The following is a 16898-nucleotide window of genomic DNA, read 5'->3' as shown; positions in this document are numbered from 1 at the left end:
GCCATTAGTGTGGCAGCGGGGCCAGTTGCTTGTTGCGGCGGAACTTCGCCTGCAGCCGGTCGAAGTAAAGATAGACCACCGGCGTGGTGTACAGCGTCAGCAGCTGGCTCATCACCAGGCCGCCGGCGATGGTGATGCCGAGCGGCTGGCGTAGCTCCGCGCCGTCGCCGCTGGTCAGCACCAGCGGCAGCGCGCCGAACAGCGCTGCCAGCGTGGTCATCATGATCGGCCGGAAACGCAGCAGGCTGGCCTGGAAAATTGCCTCGCGGGCGCTGATGCCGCCGTTGCGCTGCGCCTCGAGCGCGAAGTCGACCATCATGATGGCGTTTTTCTTTACGATGCCGATCAACAGCATGATGCCTATCAGCGCGATCAGGCTGAACGGCGCGCCGAACAGCTCGAGCGCCAGCAGCGCCCCCACGCCGGCGGAAGGCAGCGTGGAAAGGATGGTCAGCGGATGGATATAGCTCTCATACAGCACGCCGAGCACGATGTACACCGTGGCGATCGCCGCCAGGATCAGAATCAGCTGCGACTTCAGGGTGTCCTGGAACACCTGGGCGGTGCCGGCGAACGCGCCGCGTACCGTGGACGGCACGCCGAGCTGAGTCATGGTGCGCTCTACCGCGGCAGTGGCGTCCGACAGGCTGCCGCCGTCCGGCAGGTTAAAGGAGATGGTCGAGGCGGCGGACAGCCCCTGATGGTTGACCGACAGCGGCGCGTTGGCCGGCCGCCAACTGGCGAAGTAGGAGAGCGGTATCGCCTTGCCTTCGTTGTTGATGATGAACATTTTGTCCAGCGAACTCACGTCCTGGGTGTAGGGCGGCGCCACTTCCATCACCACCTTGTATTGGTTGAGCGGTTGATAGATGGTCGAAATCTGCCGCTGGCCGAAGGCGTTGTTCAGCAGGTTGTTGGCGTCGGACACCGAAATGCCAAGGCGCGCCATGGTTTCACGATCGTAGACCAGATCCATCTCCGAACCTTTATCCTGCTGATCCGAGTTGACGTCCGCCAGCTCGGGCAATGCGGCCAGCGCGGTGCGGATCTTCGGCTCCCATTCGCGCAGTGCGGCGAGATCGTCCGCCAGCAGCGTATATTGGTAGCTGGCGTTGGCCTGCCGGCCGCCGACGCGGATATCCTGCACCGCCATCAGAAACAGGCTGGCGCCCGGTTCTTTGGCCAGGCGAGCGCGCAGGCGGGCGATCACTTTCTGCGCGTCGTCGCTGCGTACCGACAGAGGTTTCAGTGAGATGAACATCGAACCGCTGTTGGTGCGCGAGCCGCCGGTAAAACCGGTGACGTTTTCCACGTCCGGATCTTCGCGCACGATTTTCATGAAGTCTTCCAGTTTGCCGCGCATCGCCTGGAACGAGATGCTTTGGTCGGCCTGGATAAAGCCCATCAGGCGCCCGGTATCCTGTTCCGGGAAGAAGGTTTTCGGGATGCTGATATACAGCCAGACGTTGAGCGCAAGGGTGGCGAGGAACACCGCCAGCACCCAGCGCGAGTGGCCGAGCACCCAGTTCAGCGAGCGTCCGTAGCCCTGCTGCAGCGCCAGCAGCATTTTGCCGAAGCCGCGCGCGCGCCGCTGCGAACGCAGCGGCTGGTGGCGCAGCAGGTAGGCGCACATCATCGGCGTGAGCGTCAGCGAGACGATGAGCGACAGCCCGATCGATACCGACAAGGTGACGGCGAACTCGCGGAATAGCCGGCCGGGCAGGCCTTCCATCAGCAGCAGCGGGATAAACACCGCCACCAGCGAAACGCTCATCGACAGCACGGTGAAGCCGACTTCCCGCGCGCCCAGCAGCGCGGCGTTGATCGGTTTCATGCCGGCCTCGACGTGGCGGGAAATGTTTTCCAACACCACGATGGCGTCGTCCACCACAAAGCCGGTGGCGATGGTCAGCGCCATCAGCGACAGGTTGTTGAGGCTGAACCCGCATAGATACATGGCGGCGAACGAGCCGATCAGCGACACCGGCACGGCGACCGCCGGGATCAGCGTGGCGCGCCCGGAGCGCAGGAAGATGAACACCACCAGGATCACCAACCCGATGGCGATCGCCAGCGACTGTTCGACCTCGGCCAGCGACGCGCGAATGGTCGGCGAACGATCCTGCGCGACGTTGAGTTTTATCGAGGCCGGGATATTCTCCTGCAGGGCGGGAAGCTCGGCGCGAATGCGATCGACGGTTTCGATGATGTTGGCGTCCGGCGCACGGCTGATGGCCAGAATGATCGCCGGTTTGGCGTCGGTCATCCCGGCGTTGCGCACGTCTTGCACCGAGTCTTTGACCTCGGCCACGTCGGCTAAACGCACTGCCGAGCCGTTGTTGTAATGAATGATCAGCGGACGGTAAGCATCGGCGGTTTTCAGCGCATCGTTGGCCTGGATCTGCCAGCGCTGCTGCGGGTTTTCCACGGCGCCCTGCGGGCGGCGCACGTTGGCGTTGGCGATGGCCTGCCGAACGGTGTCCAGCGACACGCCCTGATTGAACAGCGCCGAAGGGTTCAGCTCCACCCGCACCGCCGGCAGCGAGCTGCCGCCCACGGAAACGTCGCCGACGCCCTCGGTCTGGCTGATTTTCTGCGCCAACTGGGTGGAGGCGAAATCGTAAAGCTGCCCCTGGCTGTAGGTGTCCGAGGTCAGCGTCAGGATCATGATCGGCGCGTCGGAAGGGTTGACCTTGCGGTAGCTGGGGCGGCTCGGCATGCCGGTCGGCAGCAGGCTTTGCGCGGCGTTGATCGCCGCCTGTACGTCGCGCGCGGCGCCGTTGATGTCGCGATCGAGATCGAACTGCAAAATGACCCGGGTACTGCCGAGCGAACTCATCGAGGTCATTTCGTTAACCCCGGCGATGCGGCCCAGCGCGCGCTCCAGCGGCGTCGCCACCGAGGACGCCATGGTTTCCGGCGAGGCGCCCGGCAGCGACGCGCTGATCGAAATCACCGGAAAGTCCACCTGCGGCAGCGGCGACACCGGCAGCAGGCGAAAGCCGATCGCGCCGCTGATGGCGATGGCCAGCGTCAGCAGGGTGGTGGCCACCGGCCGGTGAATGAACAGGGCGAAGAATTTCACGGCAGCTCCTGCGTATCCGGCTGACGATGCGTGTTGCGCGCCAGTTTGTCAAACAGCAGGTAGATCACCGGCGTGGTGAACAGCGTCAGGATCTGGCTCATGATCAAACCGCCGACCATACAGACGCCAAGCGGATGCCGCAGCTCCGCGCCGACGCCGGTGCTCAGCATCAGCGGCAGCGCGCCGAGCAAGGCCGCCAGCGTGGTCATCAGGATCGGCCTAAAACGCAGCAGGCAGGCCTGATAGATGGCGTCGCGCGGCGATAAACCCTGCTCGCGTTCCGCCGCCAGCGCGAAGTCGATCATCATGATGGCGTTCTTCTTCACAATACCGATCAGCAGGATGATGCCGATGATGGCGATCACGTCCAGCTCGCTGCCGGCCATCATGAGCGCGAGCAGCGCGCCGACCCCGGCGGTCGGCAGGGTAGAGAGGATGGTGACCGGGTGAATGAAGCTTTCATACAGCACGCCCAGCACGATGTACATCGCCACCACCGCCGCCAAAATCAGCCACAGCGTGCTGCCGAGCGCCGCCTGGAAGGCCAGGGTCGCCCCCTGGAATTGGGTGGTGATGTCCCTTGGCATGTTGAGATTTTTTTCTGCCTGGGTGACCGCGTCCACCGCCTCGCCGAGCGAGTAGCCGTCGGCGACGTTGAACGAAACGGTGGCCGACGGGAACTGGTCGAGATGGTTGACCGACAGCGGGCCGAAGCGCTCTTCGATTTTGGCGATGGCGCTCAGCGGCACCACGGCGCCGTCGTTGCCGCTCAGACGGATCTCATTGAGCGCCGCCAGCCCCGGCGTCGCACTGACGTCGTGCTCCAGCACCACGCGGTATTGGTTGGCCTGGGTGTAGATGGTGGAGATCAGGCGCTGGCCGAACGCGTTGTACAGCGCATTGTCCACGTCGCTCATGGTGACGCCGAGGCGAGAGGCCGAATCGCGATCGACGTTGACGTAGGCCACCAGCCCCTGATCCTGCCAGTCGCTGGTGACGTCCGCCAACTGCGGGGTTTGCTTCAGCTCATCCATCAGCTGCGGCACCCATAGGCTGAGATCGTCCAGCGACATCGCCTGCAGGGTGAACTGGTACTGGGTGCGGCTGACCTGGGTATCGATGGTCAGATCCTGCACCGGCTGCAGATACAGCTTCACGCCGGGGAACTGCGCCGTTTGCTGCTGCAGGCGGTTGATGATCGCCGGAATGCGGTCGCTGCGTTCGCTCAGCGGCTTCAGGTTGATCTGCAGCCGGCCGCTGTTAAGCGTGGCGTTGCTGCCGTCGACGCCGACGAACGACGTCAGGCTCTCCACCGCCGGATCTTTGAGGATCTGCGCCGCGACCTGCTGCTGGCGCTCGGCCATATTGCTGAATGAGACGCTCTGCGGCGCCTCCAGCGTGCCCTGAATGATGCCGTTGTCCTGCACCGGGAAGAAACCTTTCGGGATCAGCAGGTACAGCAATACCGTCAGCGCCAGGGTGCCCACGGCCACGCCGAGCGTCAGCCAGGGATGGTTAAGCACCGTTTTCAACCACTTGCCGTATTGCGCGATCACCCGGTCGAAAAAGCGTTCGGAGGCGGCGGAAAAACGGTTCTGCTTGCGCAGCGATTCGTGGCTGAGCATGCGTGCGCACATCATCGGCGTCAGCGTCAGCGACACCACGGCGGAGATCAATATCGCCACCGCCAGCGTGACGGCGAACTCGCGGAACAGGCGGCCGACGATGTCGCCCATGAACAACAGCGGGATCAGCACCGCCACCAGCGAGAAGGTCAGCGAGATGATGGTGAAGCCGATCTCGCCGGCGCCTTTCAGCGCGGCGTCGAGCGGTTTTTCCCCTTTCTCGATATAGCGCGAGATGTTCTCGATCACCACGATGGCGTCGTCCACCACGAAGCCGGTGGCGATGGTCAGCGCCATCAGCGTCAGGTTGTTGATGGAGAAGCCGAGGAAGTACATGGCGGCGAAGGTGCCGACCAGCGACAGCGGCACCGCCACGCTGGGAATGAGGGTCGCCGGCACGTTGCGCAGGAACACGTAGATCACCATCACCACCAGCGCGATCGCCAGCAGCAGCTCGAACTGCACGTCGCTGACCGAGGCGCGGATGGTGGTGGTGCGATCGGTCAACACCTTGACGTCGACCGACTTGGGCAGGCTTTTAATCAGCGTCGGCAGCATTTCGCGGATGCTGTCGGCGGTGGTGATGACGTTGACGCCAGGCTGGCGTTGGATGTTCAGCACGATCGCCTGTTGCTTGTTGGCCCAGGCCGCCAGCCGGGTGTTTTCCGCCCCTTGTTCGATGGTGGCGATATCCTGCAGGCGGATCGCCGCGCCGTTCTGATAGGCGACGATCAGCTGGCGATAGTCGTCGGCAGACTTCATTTGGTCGTTGGCGGACAGGGTGACCGATCGGGTCGGGCCGTCAAGGCTGCCTTTCGCCGAGTTGACGTTGGCGTTGCTGATGGCGGCGCGGATGGTTTCACTGTTCAGGCCATAGGCGGCGACCGCCGCGGCGTTCAATTTTACGCGCACCGCCGGGCGTTGGCCGCCGGCCAGCGTCACCAGGCCGACGCCGGTCACCTGAGAAATTTTTTGCGCCACGCGGGTTTCCACCATGTCTTCCACCTGCGTCATCGGCATGGCGGTGGAGGTCACGGCCAGCGTCAGGATGGGCGGATCGGCGGGGTTAACCTTGCTGTAGATCGGCGGGTAGGGCAGATCGGTCGGCAGCAGGTTGGTGGCGGAGTTGATCGCCGCCTGCACTTCCTGCTCCGCAACGTCGAGCGGCAGCGCCAGCTGGAACTGCAGGGTGACCACCGAGGCACCGCCGGAGCTTTGCGACGCCATTTGTTTCAGGCCGGACATCTGGCCGAACTGGCGCTCCAGCGGCGCGGTAATGGCGGAGGTCACCACGTCCGGGCTGGCGCCGGGGTACAGCGTCACCACCTGGATGGTGGGGTAATCCACCTCCGGCAGGGCGGACACCGGCAGCGCGCGGTAGCCGATAATCCCCGCCAGCAATATCGCCACCATCAGCAGCGTGGTGGCGACCGGACGCAGAATAAACAGGCGGGACGGACCGCCGCCGGCGTTGGGAGGCATCACCTGCATCAGGACTTCCTCTGAACGTCAGGTTCGCGCTTGGCGTTGGCCGCCGCCGGCGCTTCGCTCGGCGCGAGCACTTCCACCTGCATGCCTTCGGTCAGGCGATCGATGCCGTCGGTCACCACCCGATCGCCGGCGTTGAGGCCGGCGCTGATCACCACCTGCCGGCTGTCCTGCACGCCGGCGGTGACCCGATGTTTGCTGACCTTGTTGTCTTCACCGAGCGTCCAGACGAAGTTACCCTCGTTGCCCATCTGCAGCGCGGCGGTCGGGATCACCACCGCATCGTGCAGGGTATCCACCTGCAACCGCGCGTTGACGAACTGGTTGGGGAACAGTGCGTCATCTTCGTTGGTGAAGCGCGCTTTCAGCTTGATGGTGCCGGTGGTGGTATCAATTTGGTTGTCCAGGCTCAGCAGCGAACCGGTCGTCAGCTTGTTCTGGTTGGTGCGGTCCCAGGCTTCGACGCTCACCGGCCCGGCTTTTTGCGCCTTGAGCAGATCGGCGATGTTGCCTTCGGGCAGCGTGAACACCACGTCGATCGGGTGCGTCTGCGTGATCACCACCAGACCGGTGGTGCTGCCGCTGGTGACATAGTTGCCGACGTCGACCAGTTTCAGGCCGACGCGGCCGTCGATTGGCGCAGTGATGCGGCTGTAGGTGATCTGCAGTTTGGCGCTGTCGACCGCGCCCTGATCGGCCTTGATCGCGCCTTCGGTCTGCTGCACCAGCGAGGCCTGCGTATCCAGCTCCTGGCGGGAAACCAGATTGGTTTTCACCAGCTGCTGATAGCGCGCCAGATCGCGTCGGGCGTTGGCCAGCGTGGCCTGATCTTTTGCCAACTGCCCCTGAGCCTGGGTCAACTGAACCTGGAACGGCCGGGGATCGATTTCCGCCAGCAGATCGCCGGCTTTGACCTGCTGGCCTTCGGTAAAGTGGATCGCCATCAGCTGGCCATCGACCCGGCTGGTGACGGTCACGGTATTGGCGGCGGTGGCGGTGCCCAAGCCGGAAAGATAGCGCGGCACCGTCTGGCGGGTGGCGATCGCCACCTGCACCGGCGACATCGGCGCGCCGCGTCTGCCGCCCGCCGCGCGGCCGGCTCCCGTTTTACCGGCGGCCTGGTGCGCACCCGGCGTCGTCCCGGCGGTCGGTTGGGCGGCGCTGAAATGGCGCCAGGCCAGAACGGCGACGATGATCGCAATCGCCGCAACCAGCAGGCGCAGCAGCAGGGAACGACGTTGGGGTTTTGCATTCATGGTGGTGAAAATTCTCTCCAAAAGGCAGGGGCGCGGGCACTCATTGCCACAAAAATGACACTCCTTACAGGATACTAGTTTAGCCAGCGAAGACGGCATAAAAATGAAGGAAATATGGAGGAACCGTCAGCATTGTCTTAATAAGTGGGTGATTTGAGCGTGCTATGTTTATAAGTGATTTATTCCGGCTTATAGCCAATACGTTTTAACGATTTCCTGTATTTGGCGCTAATAATTAACGAGCGAATTATTTAACCCATGGAGCCTCTATCAATGAGCAAAAAACAACTGGGCCGTTCGGGCATTCAGGTGCCGGCGTTAACCTTCGGCGGCAACGTGTTCGGCTGGACGGCGGATCAAACGACCTCTTTCAGCCTGCTGGATGCGCTGGTGGACAATCAACTTAACTTTATCGATACCGCCGACGTTTATTCCAGCTGGGTGCCGGGCAACCGGGGCGGCGAATCGGAAACCGTCATCGGCGAATGGCTCAAGAAGAGCGGCAAGCGCGACCAGGTGATCATCGCCACCAAGGTGGGCAAACCGATGGGCGAAGGCAAACAGGGGCTGTCGCCGCGCTATATTCAGCAGGCGGTGGAGGACTCGCTGCGCCGCCTGCAAACCGACCACATCGACCTCTATCAGTCGCACGACGATGACCGCGATACGCCGTTGGAAGAGACGCTGGCGGCGTTCGATGCGCTGATTAAGGCCGGCAAGGTGCGGGCGATCGGCGCCTCCAACTATCAGGCGGACCGTCTGGAAGAGGCGCTGCGGGTGAGCGAAAGCAACGGGCTGGCGCGTTACGAAACCCTGCAGCCGGAATACAATCTGTATGCGCGTGAAGGCTATGAAGCCGAGTTGGAAGGCGTGGCGCAGCGCCACGGGCTCGGGGTGATCAACTTCTTCGCGCTGGCCAGCGGCTTCCTGACCGGCAAATACCGCAGCAAAGCGGACGAGGGCAAAAGCCAGCGCGGCGATCGCATCGTCGAACGCTACCTTAACCCGCGCGGTTTCCGCATTCTGGCGGCGCTGGATCAGGTGGCCGGCAAGCACGGCACCTCCCCGGCGCAGGTCTCGCTGGCCTGGCTGATTGCGCGCCCGAGCATCACCGCGCCGATCGTCAGCGCTACCTCGTTGCCGCAGCTGGATGAGTTGGTCAGCGCCACCCGCCTGACGCTGGATGCGGACGACATTCAGGCGCTGGACCACGCCAGCGCCGAGTAGGGCGCGTTACCCGGCGGCGATTTTGCTCTATGCTGAAGGGGTCAACATGGCCCATTCAGGAAACCGCAATGTCTGGTGATATCATCAACGACCTCGCGACGCTGGAACAGCTTTACGGCAAACCCGCCGCGCCCTCGGTTTTTAAAGAAGTCAGCTATATCCACCCGGCGTACCGCCCGTTTATCGAGGCGGCGCCGTTTGCCGCCCTCTCGACGGTCGGGCCGGACGGCATGGATGTCTCCCCGCGCGGCGATCCGGCCGGTTTTATCCATATCGAAGACGAGAAAACCCTGCTGCTGCCAGACCGGCGCGGCAATAACCGCATCGACAGCCTGCGCAATATCCTGCACGACAACCGGGTGGCGCTATTGCTGCTGATCCCCGGCATCGGCGAAACGCTGCGGATTAACGGGCGGGCGGATATCGTGGTGGCGCCGGCGGTGCTTCAGCGCTTCGCCCACCGCAATCAGCTGCCGCGTTCGGTGCTGCGCATTCGGGTGGAGGCGGTGTTCTTCCAGTGCAGCCGGGCGATCTTGCGTTCGGGACTCTGGGAAGAGGGCAGCCGCCTCGAACGTTCGGCGCTGCCCAGCCCCGGCCATATTTTGGCCGCGGTGAGCCAAACGCGCTTCGACGGTGAGGAGTACGACAGCGCGCTGCCGCAGCGACTGAAGGATACGCTGTATTAATCGCCGTGGCGTTCACGCCACCTTTGTCGGTTCAGCCGGTACAAGACGTGCTTTTGCAGCGGATGGCCCGCCGGCAGGCGCGGGTGCAGGAAGGTTTCGCCGTCAAACTGCATGCCGATGCGCGTCATCACCCGGCGCGACGGCTGATTCTCTTCGGCGGTGAAGGACACCACGTCCGGCAAGTGCAGCGTGTCGAAGGCGCACGCCAGCGCCGCGCGCGCCGCTTCAGCGGCGTAGCCGTTGCCCCAGTGGGCCGCCGCCAGCCGCCAGCCAATCTCCACGCAGGGGGAGCAAGGCAGATCGTCGCCCGGCCGCGCCAGCCCGACAAAGCCGATAAAGGGCGCACCGTTTTTCACTTCCACCGCCCATAGCCCCCAGCCATGTTGCTGCATGAAGGCGCGGATGCGTCCGGCCTGCGTGCGGCTTTCCTCGGCCGTCATCGTCGCCGGGAAATAGCGCATCACCTGCGGATCGGCGTTAAGCGCGGCGAAGGCCGGCAGATCGTCGTCGCGCCAGGGGCGCAACCGCAGCCTGGCGCTGTCGAGGGTAAGGATGGTTGACATGATGCATAGCCTCCAATGAACAAGGGCGCGGCTTGCCGCGCCCTTGGGCCGTCAACGGAACAGCGTTTGCGCCCAGCGCGCCAGCCCGGCGGTGACCGAGCCGAAGTCGTTGCCGCCGACGATCGGAATGCCCGGCAGCTGCTGTTGCAGCGCGGCGCGCAGCAGCGGCGAACGCGCGCTGCCGCCGGTCAGGTAGATCACCTGCGGCGCGGTCTGGCTGCTGGCCAGCGCGGCGCTGACCTGCTCCTGAATGCGCATCAACGGCTGCGAGATGGCGTCGGCGAGCTGAGCCTGGCTGATGCTCTCCGCCAGATCGGCCTGCACGAAATTAAGCGGCGCGCTGATGGCGGTTTGGCCGGACAGGGCTATCTTACTCTCTTCGGCCGCACGCACCAGTCGGTAGCTCAGGCGCTGCTGATACACTTTCAGCAGGCGCTTGACCTTTTCCGGCTCCGCCGCGTCGAGGATCAGATCGCGCAGCACGCGGCCGTTGGCGGCGCTGTAGAAGTCGTTTTGCGCCGGCACGTCGTTGGTCGCCACCGCGTTCCAGTAAGGCAGCGCCGGCAGGGCGATACCTTTCGCAGTTTCACCGCCCAGGCCGAACAGCGGCATCAGCTGTTTGAAGGCCAGCATGATGTCCAGATCGTTACCGCCGACCCGGCAGCCGCTGTGGCCCAGCAGGCTCTGCTGGCGATCGGCGCGATCGCGCCACTGCGGCCCCATCAGCAGTAGCGAGCAGTCGGTGGTGCCGCCGCCGATGTCTACCACCAGCACGGTTTGCTCTTCGCTCAGCGTCGCCTCGAAGTCCAGCCCTGCCGCCACCGGCTCGAACTGGAATTCAATGGCTTTGAAACCGGCGCGTTCGGCGGCGCGCTGCAAAATGCCCTGCGCCTGCCGGTTGGCCTCTTCGCCGCCGATGCCCTGGAAGTTGATCGGCCGGCCGATCACCGCCTGCTCGATACCGGTCTGCAGCACGTTTTCCGCCTGGCGTTTGATGTGGAACATCATGGCGCACACCAGGTCTTCGAACAGGGCGATCTGCTGCGGCTTCAGGCCGTTGGCGCCGAGGAAGGATTTCGGCGAGCGCACGAAGTACACCTCTTCCGGATCCTCCATGTAGTGCGCCAGCGCCTGCAGGCCGAACAGCACGCTGTCGCCGTTGACCGGAATGTCTTCTTCGCGGTTGTAACTGATAGCGCGGCGCAGCAACTGCTGGTTTTCTTCGCTGCCGGTCGGCACCTGCCAATGGCGGTGCAGGCATTCGCTCACCGCTTCGCGGGTCGGCGCGCACAGCATCGAAGGCAGATACGGCGCGTTGTTTTCCAGCGTCAACAGCTCGGGGCCGTGGTCGCGCATCACTGCAACGGAACAGTTGGCTGTCCCGTAATCGAATCCAATAAACATCTCTTTTTTGTCCCCATGCCAATGAAGGGGGGCGACTTTACCCGAGACGGGGCCGGCGGGCAATGCGCCAATGCGCGAGTGTCGAAAAATTTAGCGGGCGCGGCGGCGGCGTGCTTAACTTAATGTCCGAATTCCGCACGTCAGCGCGCCAGCCGAGCCCCATAATGCAGAAAAAACCGAACCCGAGCGTTGCCATGAATACCCAACAACAAGCGTTGTACGACGCGCTGCGCGCGCGTGACCGCAAATTCGACGGCCGTTTTTTCGTCGGCGTCTCTTCCACCGGCATTTATTGCCGCCCGGTGTGCAGTGCCCGCACGCCGAAGCTGGAAAACTGCACCTTTTATCCGAGCGCGGCGGCGGCCGAGCTGGCGGGCTTTCGCCCCTGTCTTAAATGCCGGCCGGAACTGGCGCCCGGCCTGGCGCTGATCGATCTGGGCAACCGCTATGCGCAGGTGGCGGTGCAGCTCATCGAGCAGGGCTATCTGTCCGAACACAGCTGCGAAGCGCTGGCGGCGCGGCTTGGCATTTCCGATCGCCACCTGCGGCGCATCTTCGCCGAACAGTTTGGCGCTTCGCCGATCGATTACGCGCAGTCGCACCGGTTGCTGCAAGCCAAACGCCTGCTGGCGGATACCGACCTGCCGCTCAGCGAGGTGGCGTTCGCCGCCGGTTTCGGCAGCCTGCGCCGTTTCAACGAGTTGTTCAAGGCGCGCTATCGCCTGATTCCGTCGGCGCTGCGCAGCGGCGGCGCGCGCGGTGAACGGGCCGCCGCCAGCGGCCTGGTGTTTCACCTGGGCTATCGGCCGCCCTATGACTGGGATCGCATGCTGAACTTCTTGCAGGCCCGCGCCGTGCAGGGCGTCGAGCGGGTCGAGGGCCGGCGCTATCTGCGTTCGATCTCAGTCAACCAGGGCGGTACGGAGTATTGCGGCTGGCTCAGCGTGCAGCCGGAAGAAGCGCGCAACCGGGTCAGGGTCGAGATCGCGCCGGCGCTCAGTTTGGTGACGACGGAGGTGCTGCGCCGCGTACGCTTGCTGTTCGATTTGGACGCCGCGCCGGATCGCATCAATGAGGCGCTGGGTTCGCTGGCGGCCGATGCGCCGGGGCTGCGCCTGCCGGGCTGCGTGAACAGCTTCGAGCAGGCGGCGCGTGCGGTGCTGGGCCAGTTGGTCAGCGTGAAAATGGCGGCAACCTTCGCCGGGCGAATGGCCGAACGTTGGGGAGAACCGCTGGCGGCGCCGCACGAGGGCATCACCCATGTTTTCCCCACCGCAGAACGGGTGGCACAGCTGCAGCCCGAAGCACTGCGCCCGCTTGGGGTGCAGCTGAAGCGTGCGGCGGCGCTGATCGAGATCGCCCGGGCGCTGGGCGAAGGGCGGCTGCAGCTCGATAACGTGCTGGATATCGAACAGGGCATCAAGGCGCTGACCGCGCTGCCGGGTATCGGCAACTGGACCGCCAGCTATATCGCGATGCGAGCCTGGTCGTGGCCGGATGTGTTCCTGGCCGGCGACTACCTGATCAAACAGCGTTTTCCCGGCATGACGCCGCGCCAGATCGAACGCTACGCCGAACGTTGGCGCCCGTGGCGTTCTTACGCCACGCTGCATCTGTGGCACAACGACGGCTGGGCGCCGGAAGGGGAGGAGTGAGGCGCATTCGGGCTAGCGGGGGGCGTCGATCAGCTGCAGCAGGCGGCTCATGCCTTCGCGCATCAGGAACGCCAGCAGCTTTTCCCGCTCGGCCGGCGTCAGGTGGTAGTAATACTCGATCCAGACCCGAATAGGATCCTGGCGTTTGATGTCGTAGTCCGGATGGTCGGCCTCGCGTAAGGCCGACAGGCTGCGCGCGCCGTACGGCAGGCTGTCGATATGGTATTCCAGCGCTTTGCCCTGCACGCCGCTGCGGCGGCGGCTGAGCCAGCCTTCGCGTCGGGCCATCAAATTGACCCCTTGCGGGGTTGAAGGCAACCCCGCTTTCCCCATCAGTTCCCTGGCGGAAAACCATTTCTTTTCCATAGTCCCTTATCCCTGAGCCATCACATGTCGAGGAAAATCAACGTATACGCTGATATTCGCATGGGAGTTTCATCTTACTTAATCGTTTAAGCTTCAGGTGTTATTTATATCACTAATCTCGTATGGGTTAACACAATGTGAATAACGGGAGTGCGGCGCCGCCCGCGAGACGGCGCTGGTAAGGGGGAGGGGTTAGCGAATGCCGAAGTAGCCGTCGCTGAGCAACACTGCCAGCGGTTGTTCCAGCGCTACCTGATCGCCATCCGCCAGATCGACGCCGATATCGCGCAGCGCCTGCAGCGTCACCGGCTGGTGGGCCGGCCCGGCGAGCGTCTGCGCCTTGATCCGGTGCGCCGCGCCGTTGAGCATCGAGACCATCAATTCATCCATCTGGTTGCAGTGCACGTTGGTGATAAAGCGTTCATCGACGCGAATGATGTCTATTTTCTGATCGCCCAACTCATCGAAGGCATTGATGTTATGCCCGAAGCCATTGACGATCAGCCGGCAGCCCAGCTGCTGCAGTTCGTGAAGACACGCCCGGCACTGCGCGGCGTGTTCCAGCACCACGGCCTCATCGACGCTGAACAGCAGTGCCCGCGGCGGCAGCGAGGAGGCGCGCACCGTTTCCGTCAGCTCGCGTTGGAAGTCGGTGTTCAGCAGGCTGTCGGTGGCCAGCGGCAACGCGAGCGACAGCCCCTTGCGTTTGATGTCGTCGGCGCAGCGTACCAGCAGCTGCGCCACCGTCCACCGGTCGATGTCCGGCATCAGGCCATACAGCTGCGCGGCGGCGATGAACGCCTCGTGCGGCAGCGGCCGATCGTCCGGCGCCATCACCTGCAGTTTCACCTGGTGGAAAGCGGCCGACAGCGGCGTCGCCGGCGGCGCGGCCGCGCGGGTCAACAGCCGCAGCTGCCCCTCGCTGATGATCGTCTGTACCTCCTGTGGGCTCAGTAATTCATGCTGTCGCTCCAGCAGCTGTTTTTGCCGTGCCTCATACAGATACACCTGGCCGCGCCCGTGGTGCTTGGCGGTGTAGCAGGCGATGTCGGCCTGGGCCAGCAGTTCGCTGCTTTTGGCGTCGCCGCCGATGCGCGTGATGCCGGCGCTGGCGCCGACGCGGTAAATTTTCCCTTCCCAGTAGAACGGGTGTTGGCTGATTTGGTTGACCACCTGTTGCATCAGCGATTTGGCCTGCTCCAGCCGGCAGTCGAACAGGATCAGGCCGAACTCGTCACCACCCAGCCGGGCCAGACAGTCGCTGTTGCGCAGATGGTGACGCATCAGCTGGGCGATGTCTCGCAGCAAGGCATCGCCCGCCGCGTGGCCGGCGGTGTCGTTCACCGCCTTGAACCGATCCAGATCGAGAAACACCAGCGAATGCGGCGGCGACTGTTCCCCGGCGGCGACGATTGCCGCTTTCAGCTGCTTCTCAAAGCGGGTACGGTTCGGCAGGCCGGTCAGCGCGTCGTGTGAGGCGCTGTAGCTGAGCTTTTTCATCAGTTCGCGCGAGGCGGTGACATCCTGCAGCACCATCACCGCGCCCATGGTTTCGCCGTCGAGGGTTTTCAGCGGTGAGACCGACTGCTGCACGTCGAAATAACGTCCGTCGCGGCTGTGCAGCACCAGCGCGTAATCCGCCGGCCACTGCCGCGGGTATTGCGTGAGGTTTTCGATTTCCGGGCCGTCTTTGCCGTTGGTCAGGCGCACCACGCCGGCGACCGGCATGCCGATCGCCAGCTCGAGCGGCCAGCCGCACATCTGCTCGGCCACCGGGTTCATAAAGGTGATGCGCAGGTGGCTGTCGGTGGAGATCACCCCTTCGCCGATGGCGTCGAGGGTGATGTGCAAACGCTCTTTCTCCTCGTGCAGCGCCTCGGCGAGGATCTTGAGCTCGGTCATGTCGATATTGGTGCCGATCATGCGCAGCGGCTGACCCTGGTCGTCGAGGATCACGTTGCCCTGGCCGCGAATATGGCGCAATTTACCGCCGCGCGTGATGATGCGAAATTCCATGACGAACGGCCTTGGCTGCGCCAGAATCTCGGCCAGCTCGCGATCGGTGCGGTCGCGATCTTCCGGCACCAACAGCGTGCGCCACAGCGCCAGCGTCGGCGTTTGGTCGGGATTGAGATCGTAGAGTTCGAACATGCGCTGATCCCAGGTGAAGTTTTCCTGGCTCATCACCCATTCCCAGATGCCGACGCCGCCCACCTGGTTGGCCAGCGTAATGCGCTCCACCAGCCGGTTGTTTTCCGCCTGGCTGCGCTTCAAATCGCTGATGTCCTCCACCTGCGAAATGAAGTACAGCGGCAGCCCTTCGGCGTCGCGCACCAGCGAGACCGCCAGCAGCGCCCAGACGGTCTGGCCGTCGCTGCGAATATAGCGTTTCTCCATGGTGTAGCTGCTGATGTGGCCATCGAGCAGGTCGTGCAACTGGCTGAGATCGGCGTTGAGATCGTCGGGATGCGTAATTTCTTGAAAGGTCAGCTTATGCAGCGCCTCAGGGGGATAGCCGAGCAGCGTGCACAGCGCCTGATTGACCTGTAGCCACTTCCCCTGTGGCGACACCAGCGCCATGCCGATGGCGGAATATTCCAGCGCGCTGCGAAAGCGGCTTTCGCTCTCGACGATGTGCTGTTTCTCCACCCGGAAGGCGTGCATCACCACCGCCATTGCGTGCGCCGGAATTAAAATCAGCAGCATCGGCAAGTACAGACCGAGATCGCCAAGGTGCTTGCCGGAAGCCTGAAAATGCAGCAACCCCAGCGAAATCATCACGGTGATCAGCAAGAGGGTGCAGAAGCAAACGGTGAATGCCTCAAAACGGGGCAGTGCGATGGCGGCCCACAGCAGCGGCAAAATCACGAAGGTGAATGGAAAAGGCAGATAGGTCAGCGCCATAAAGCTGAAAGCCAGCGTAACCATCAGCGTCAGCAACAAGGGAAACGGATTCAGCGCCGTCAGGGTGCGACGGTTGTAAGAGAGGCCGATCGGCGCCAGCGACAGCACCCCTATCGCTTCGGAAATGAACCAGGTACCGAACGGCTGCCAAAAAGGCTGGTCTGGCGCGGGCACCAGGCCGGCGGCCAGCAGCGCGCTGAACAGCGGGGTAAAAATCACTGCGCAGACCACAAAACGCAACCAACTGGCGAGATCATTCAACGGATCGTAAGGGTGTAGCATGCGGCGCAGCAGCAGGGCGCAAACCGCCGCTTCCAGCAGGTTGATGGCGGCCAGCTTGACGGGAGTGGCGCTGACGCCGAACAGCAAGAAGCTGGCGAGCACGATGCCGAGGCCGCTGGCCAACATCGGCAGGCCCCAGTGGCGCGGGGCGTGGCGGTACAATACCGCGATCGCAGCGGCGGTCGGGAACCACAGCGGCGTGAAGTGGCGGGCTTCGCTGGACAGCGACAGGCTCAGTAAGGCGAGCAGAAACGTCGCCAGGGCCACTAACAGGGAATGCGTCAGCACGACGCCTTTGTGGGTGCCGAACGTGTTCGGCGCGCTGATCTCCATAGACACCCTTACCGATGGCCTCTG

General features: G+C 63.6%; 10 protein-coding genes. 3 read left to right on the top strand and 7 right to left on the bottom strand.

The features are described 5' to 3' along the window. Positions 1–4: 4 nt before the first annotated feature. The 3 genes from mdtC to ACUTSC_RS23070 are packed head-to-tail and all read right to left on the bottom strand — an operon-like array spanning position 5 to position 7454. Positions 5–3085, bottom strand: coding sequence for a multidrug efflux RND transporter permease subunit MdtC (gene mdtC, locus ACUTSC_RS23080; protein WP_197768722.1), 3081 nt, complete (start codon positions 3083–3085; stop codon positions 5–7). Next, complete coding sequence (locus ACUTSC_RS23075; protein ID WP_197768721.1) at positions 3082–6201, bottom strand: MdtB/MuxB family multidrug efflux RND transporter permease subunit; 3120 nt, start codon at positions 6199–6201, stop codon at positions 3082–3084. Before ACUTSC_RS23075 ends, mdtC begins: the two co-directional genes overlap by 4 nt. Further along, complete coding sequence (locus ACUTSC_RS23070; RefSeq protein ID WP_197768720.1) at positions 6201–7454, bottom strand: MdtA/MuxA family multidrug efflux RND transporter periplasmic adaptor subunit; 1254 nt, start codon at positions 7452–7454, stop codon at positions 6201–6203. The genes ACUTSC_RS23075 and ACUTSC_RS23070 overlap by 1 nt, the downstream gene beginning before the upstream one ends. 273 nt (positions 7455–7727) lie before the next feature. Between ACUTSC_RS23070 and ACUTSC_RS23065 the strand changes: the two genes are divergently transcribed. Together ACUTSC_RS23065 and ACUTSC_RS23060 are read left to right on the top strand one after the other, a co-directional pair. After that, positions 7728–8681 carry an aldo/keto reductase gene (locus ACUTSC_RS23065; protein ID WP_197768719.1) on the top strand — a complete coding sequence of 318 codons (954 nt, stop codon included), beginning with the start codon at positions 7728–7730 and terminating at the stop codon, positions 8679–8681. Between the two features lie 68 nt (positions 8682–8749). Further along, the gene (locus ACUTSC_RS23060; protein WP_063990495.1) at positions 8750–9367 is read left to right on the top strand and encodes a pyridoxamine 5'-phosphate oxidase family protein; all 618 of its coding nucleotides are present in this window, start codon (positions 8750–8752) and stop codon (positions 9365–9367) included. Here the strand turns inward: ACUTSC_RS23060 and ACUTSC_RS23055 are convergent. After that, positions 9364–9930, bottom strand: a complete 567-nt coding sequence (locus tag ACUTSC_RS23055) for a GNAT family N-acetyltransferase (RefSeq protein WP_197768718.1) — start codon at positions 9928–9930, stop codon at positions 9364–9366. The two genes, ACUTSC_RS23060 and ACUTSC_RS23055, sit on opposite strands and share 4 nt — an antisense overlap. A 51-nt stretch (positions 9931–9981) precedes the next feature. Next, positions 9982–11334, bottom strand: coding sequence for a molecular chaperone (gene yegD / locus ACUTSC_RS23050; protein WP_197768717.1), 1353 nt, complete (start codon positions 11332–11334; stop codon positions 9982–9984). A gap of 164 nt (positions 11335–11498) precedes the next feature. Between yegD and alkA the strand changes: the two genes are divergently transcribed. Continuing rightward, complete coding sequence (gene alkA, locus ACUTSC_RS23045) at positions 11499–12989, top strand: DNA-3-methyladenine glycosylase 2 (protein ID WP_197768716.1); 1491 nt, start codon at positions 11499–11501, stop codon at positions 12987–12989. 12 nt (positions 12990–13001) lie between these two features. On the opposite strand, the gene ACUTSC_RS23040 is transcribed toward alkA, so the two are convergent. Together ACUTSC_RS23040 and ACUTSC_RS23035 are read right to left on the bottom strand one after the other, a co-directional pair. Beyond that, positions 13002–13355: a DNA-binding protein gene (locus ACUTSC_RS23040; protein WP_197768715.1), complete on the bottom strand. Its 354-nt coding sequence runs from the start codon at positions 13353–13355 to the stop codon at positions 13002–13004. Between the two features lie 192 nt (positions 13356–13547). Continuing rightward, positions 13548–16874, bottom strand: coding sequence for a diguanylate cyclase (locus ACUTSC_RS23035; RefSeq protein WP_197773960.1), 3327 nt, complete (start codon positions 16872–16874; stop codon positions 13548–13550). Positions 16875–16898 lie beyond the last annotated feature (24 nt).

The sequence above is a fragment of the Serratia sp. TSA_105.2 genome, from assembly GCF_052692115.1.
This window is presented reverse-complemented; position numbering and strand designations above follow the sequence as displayed.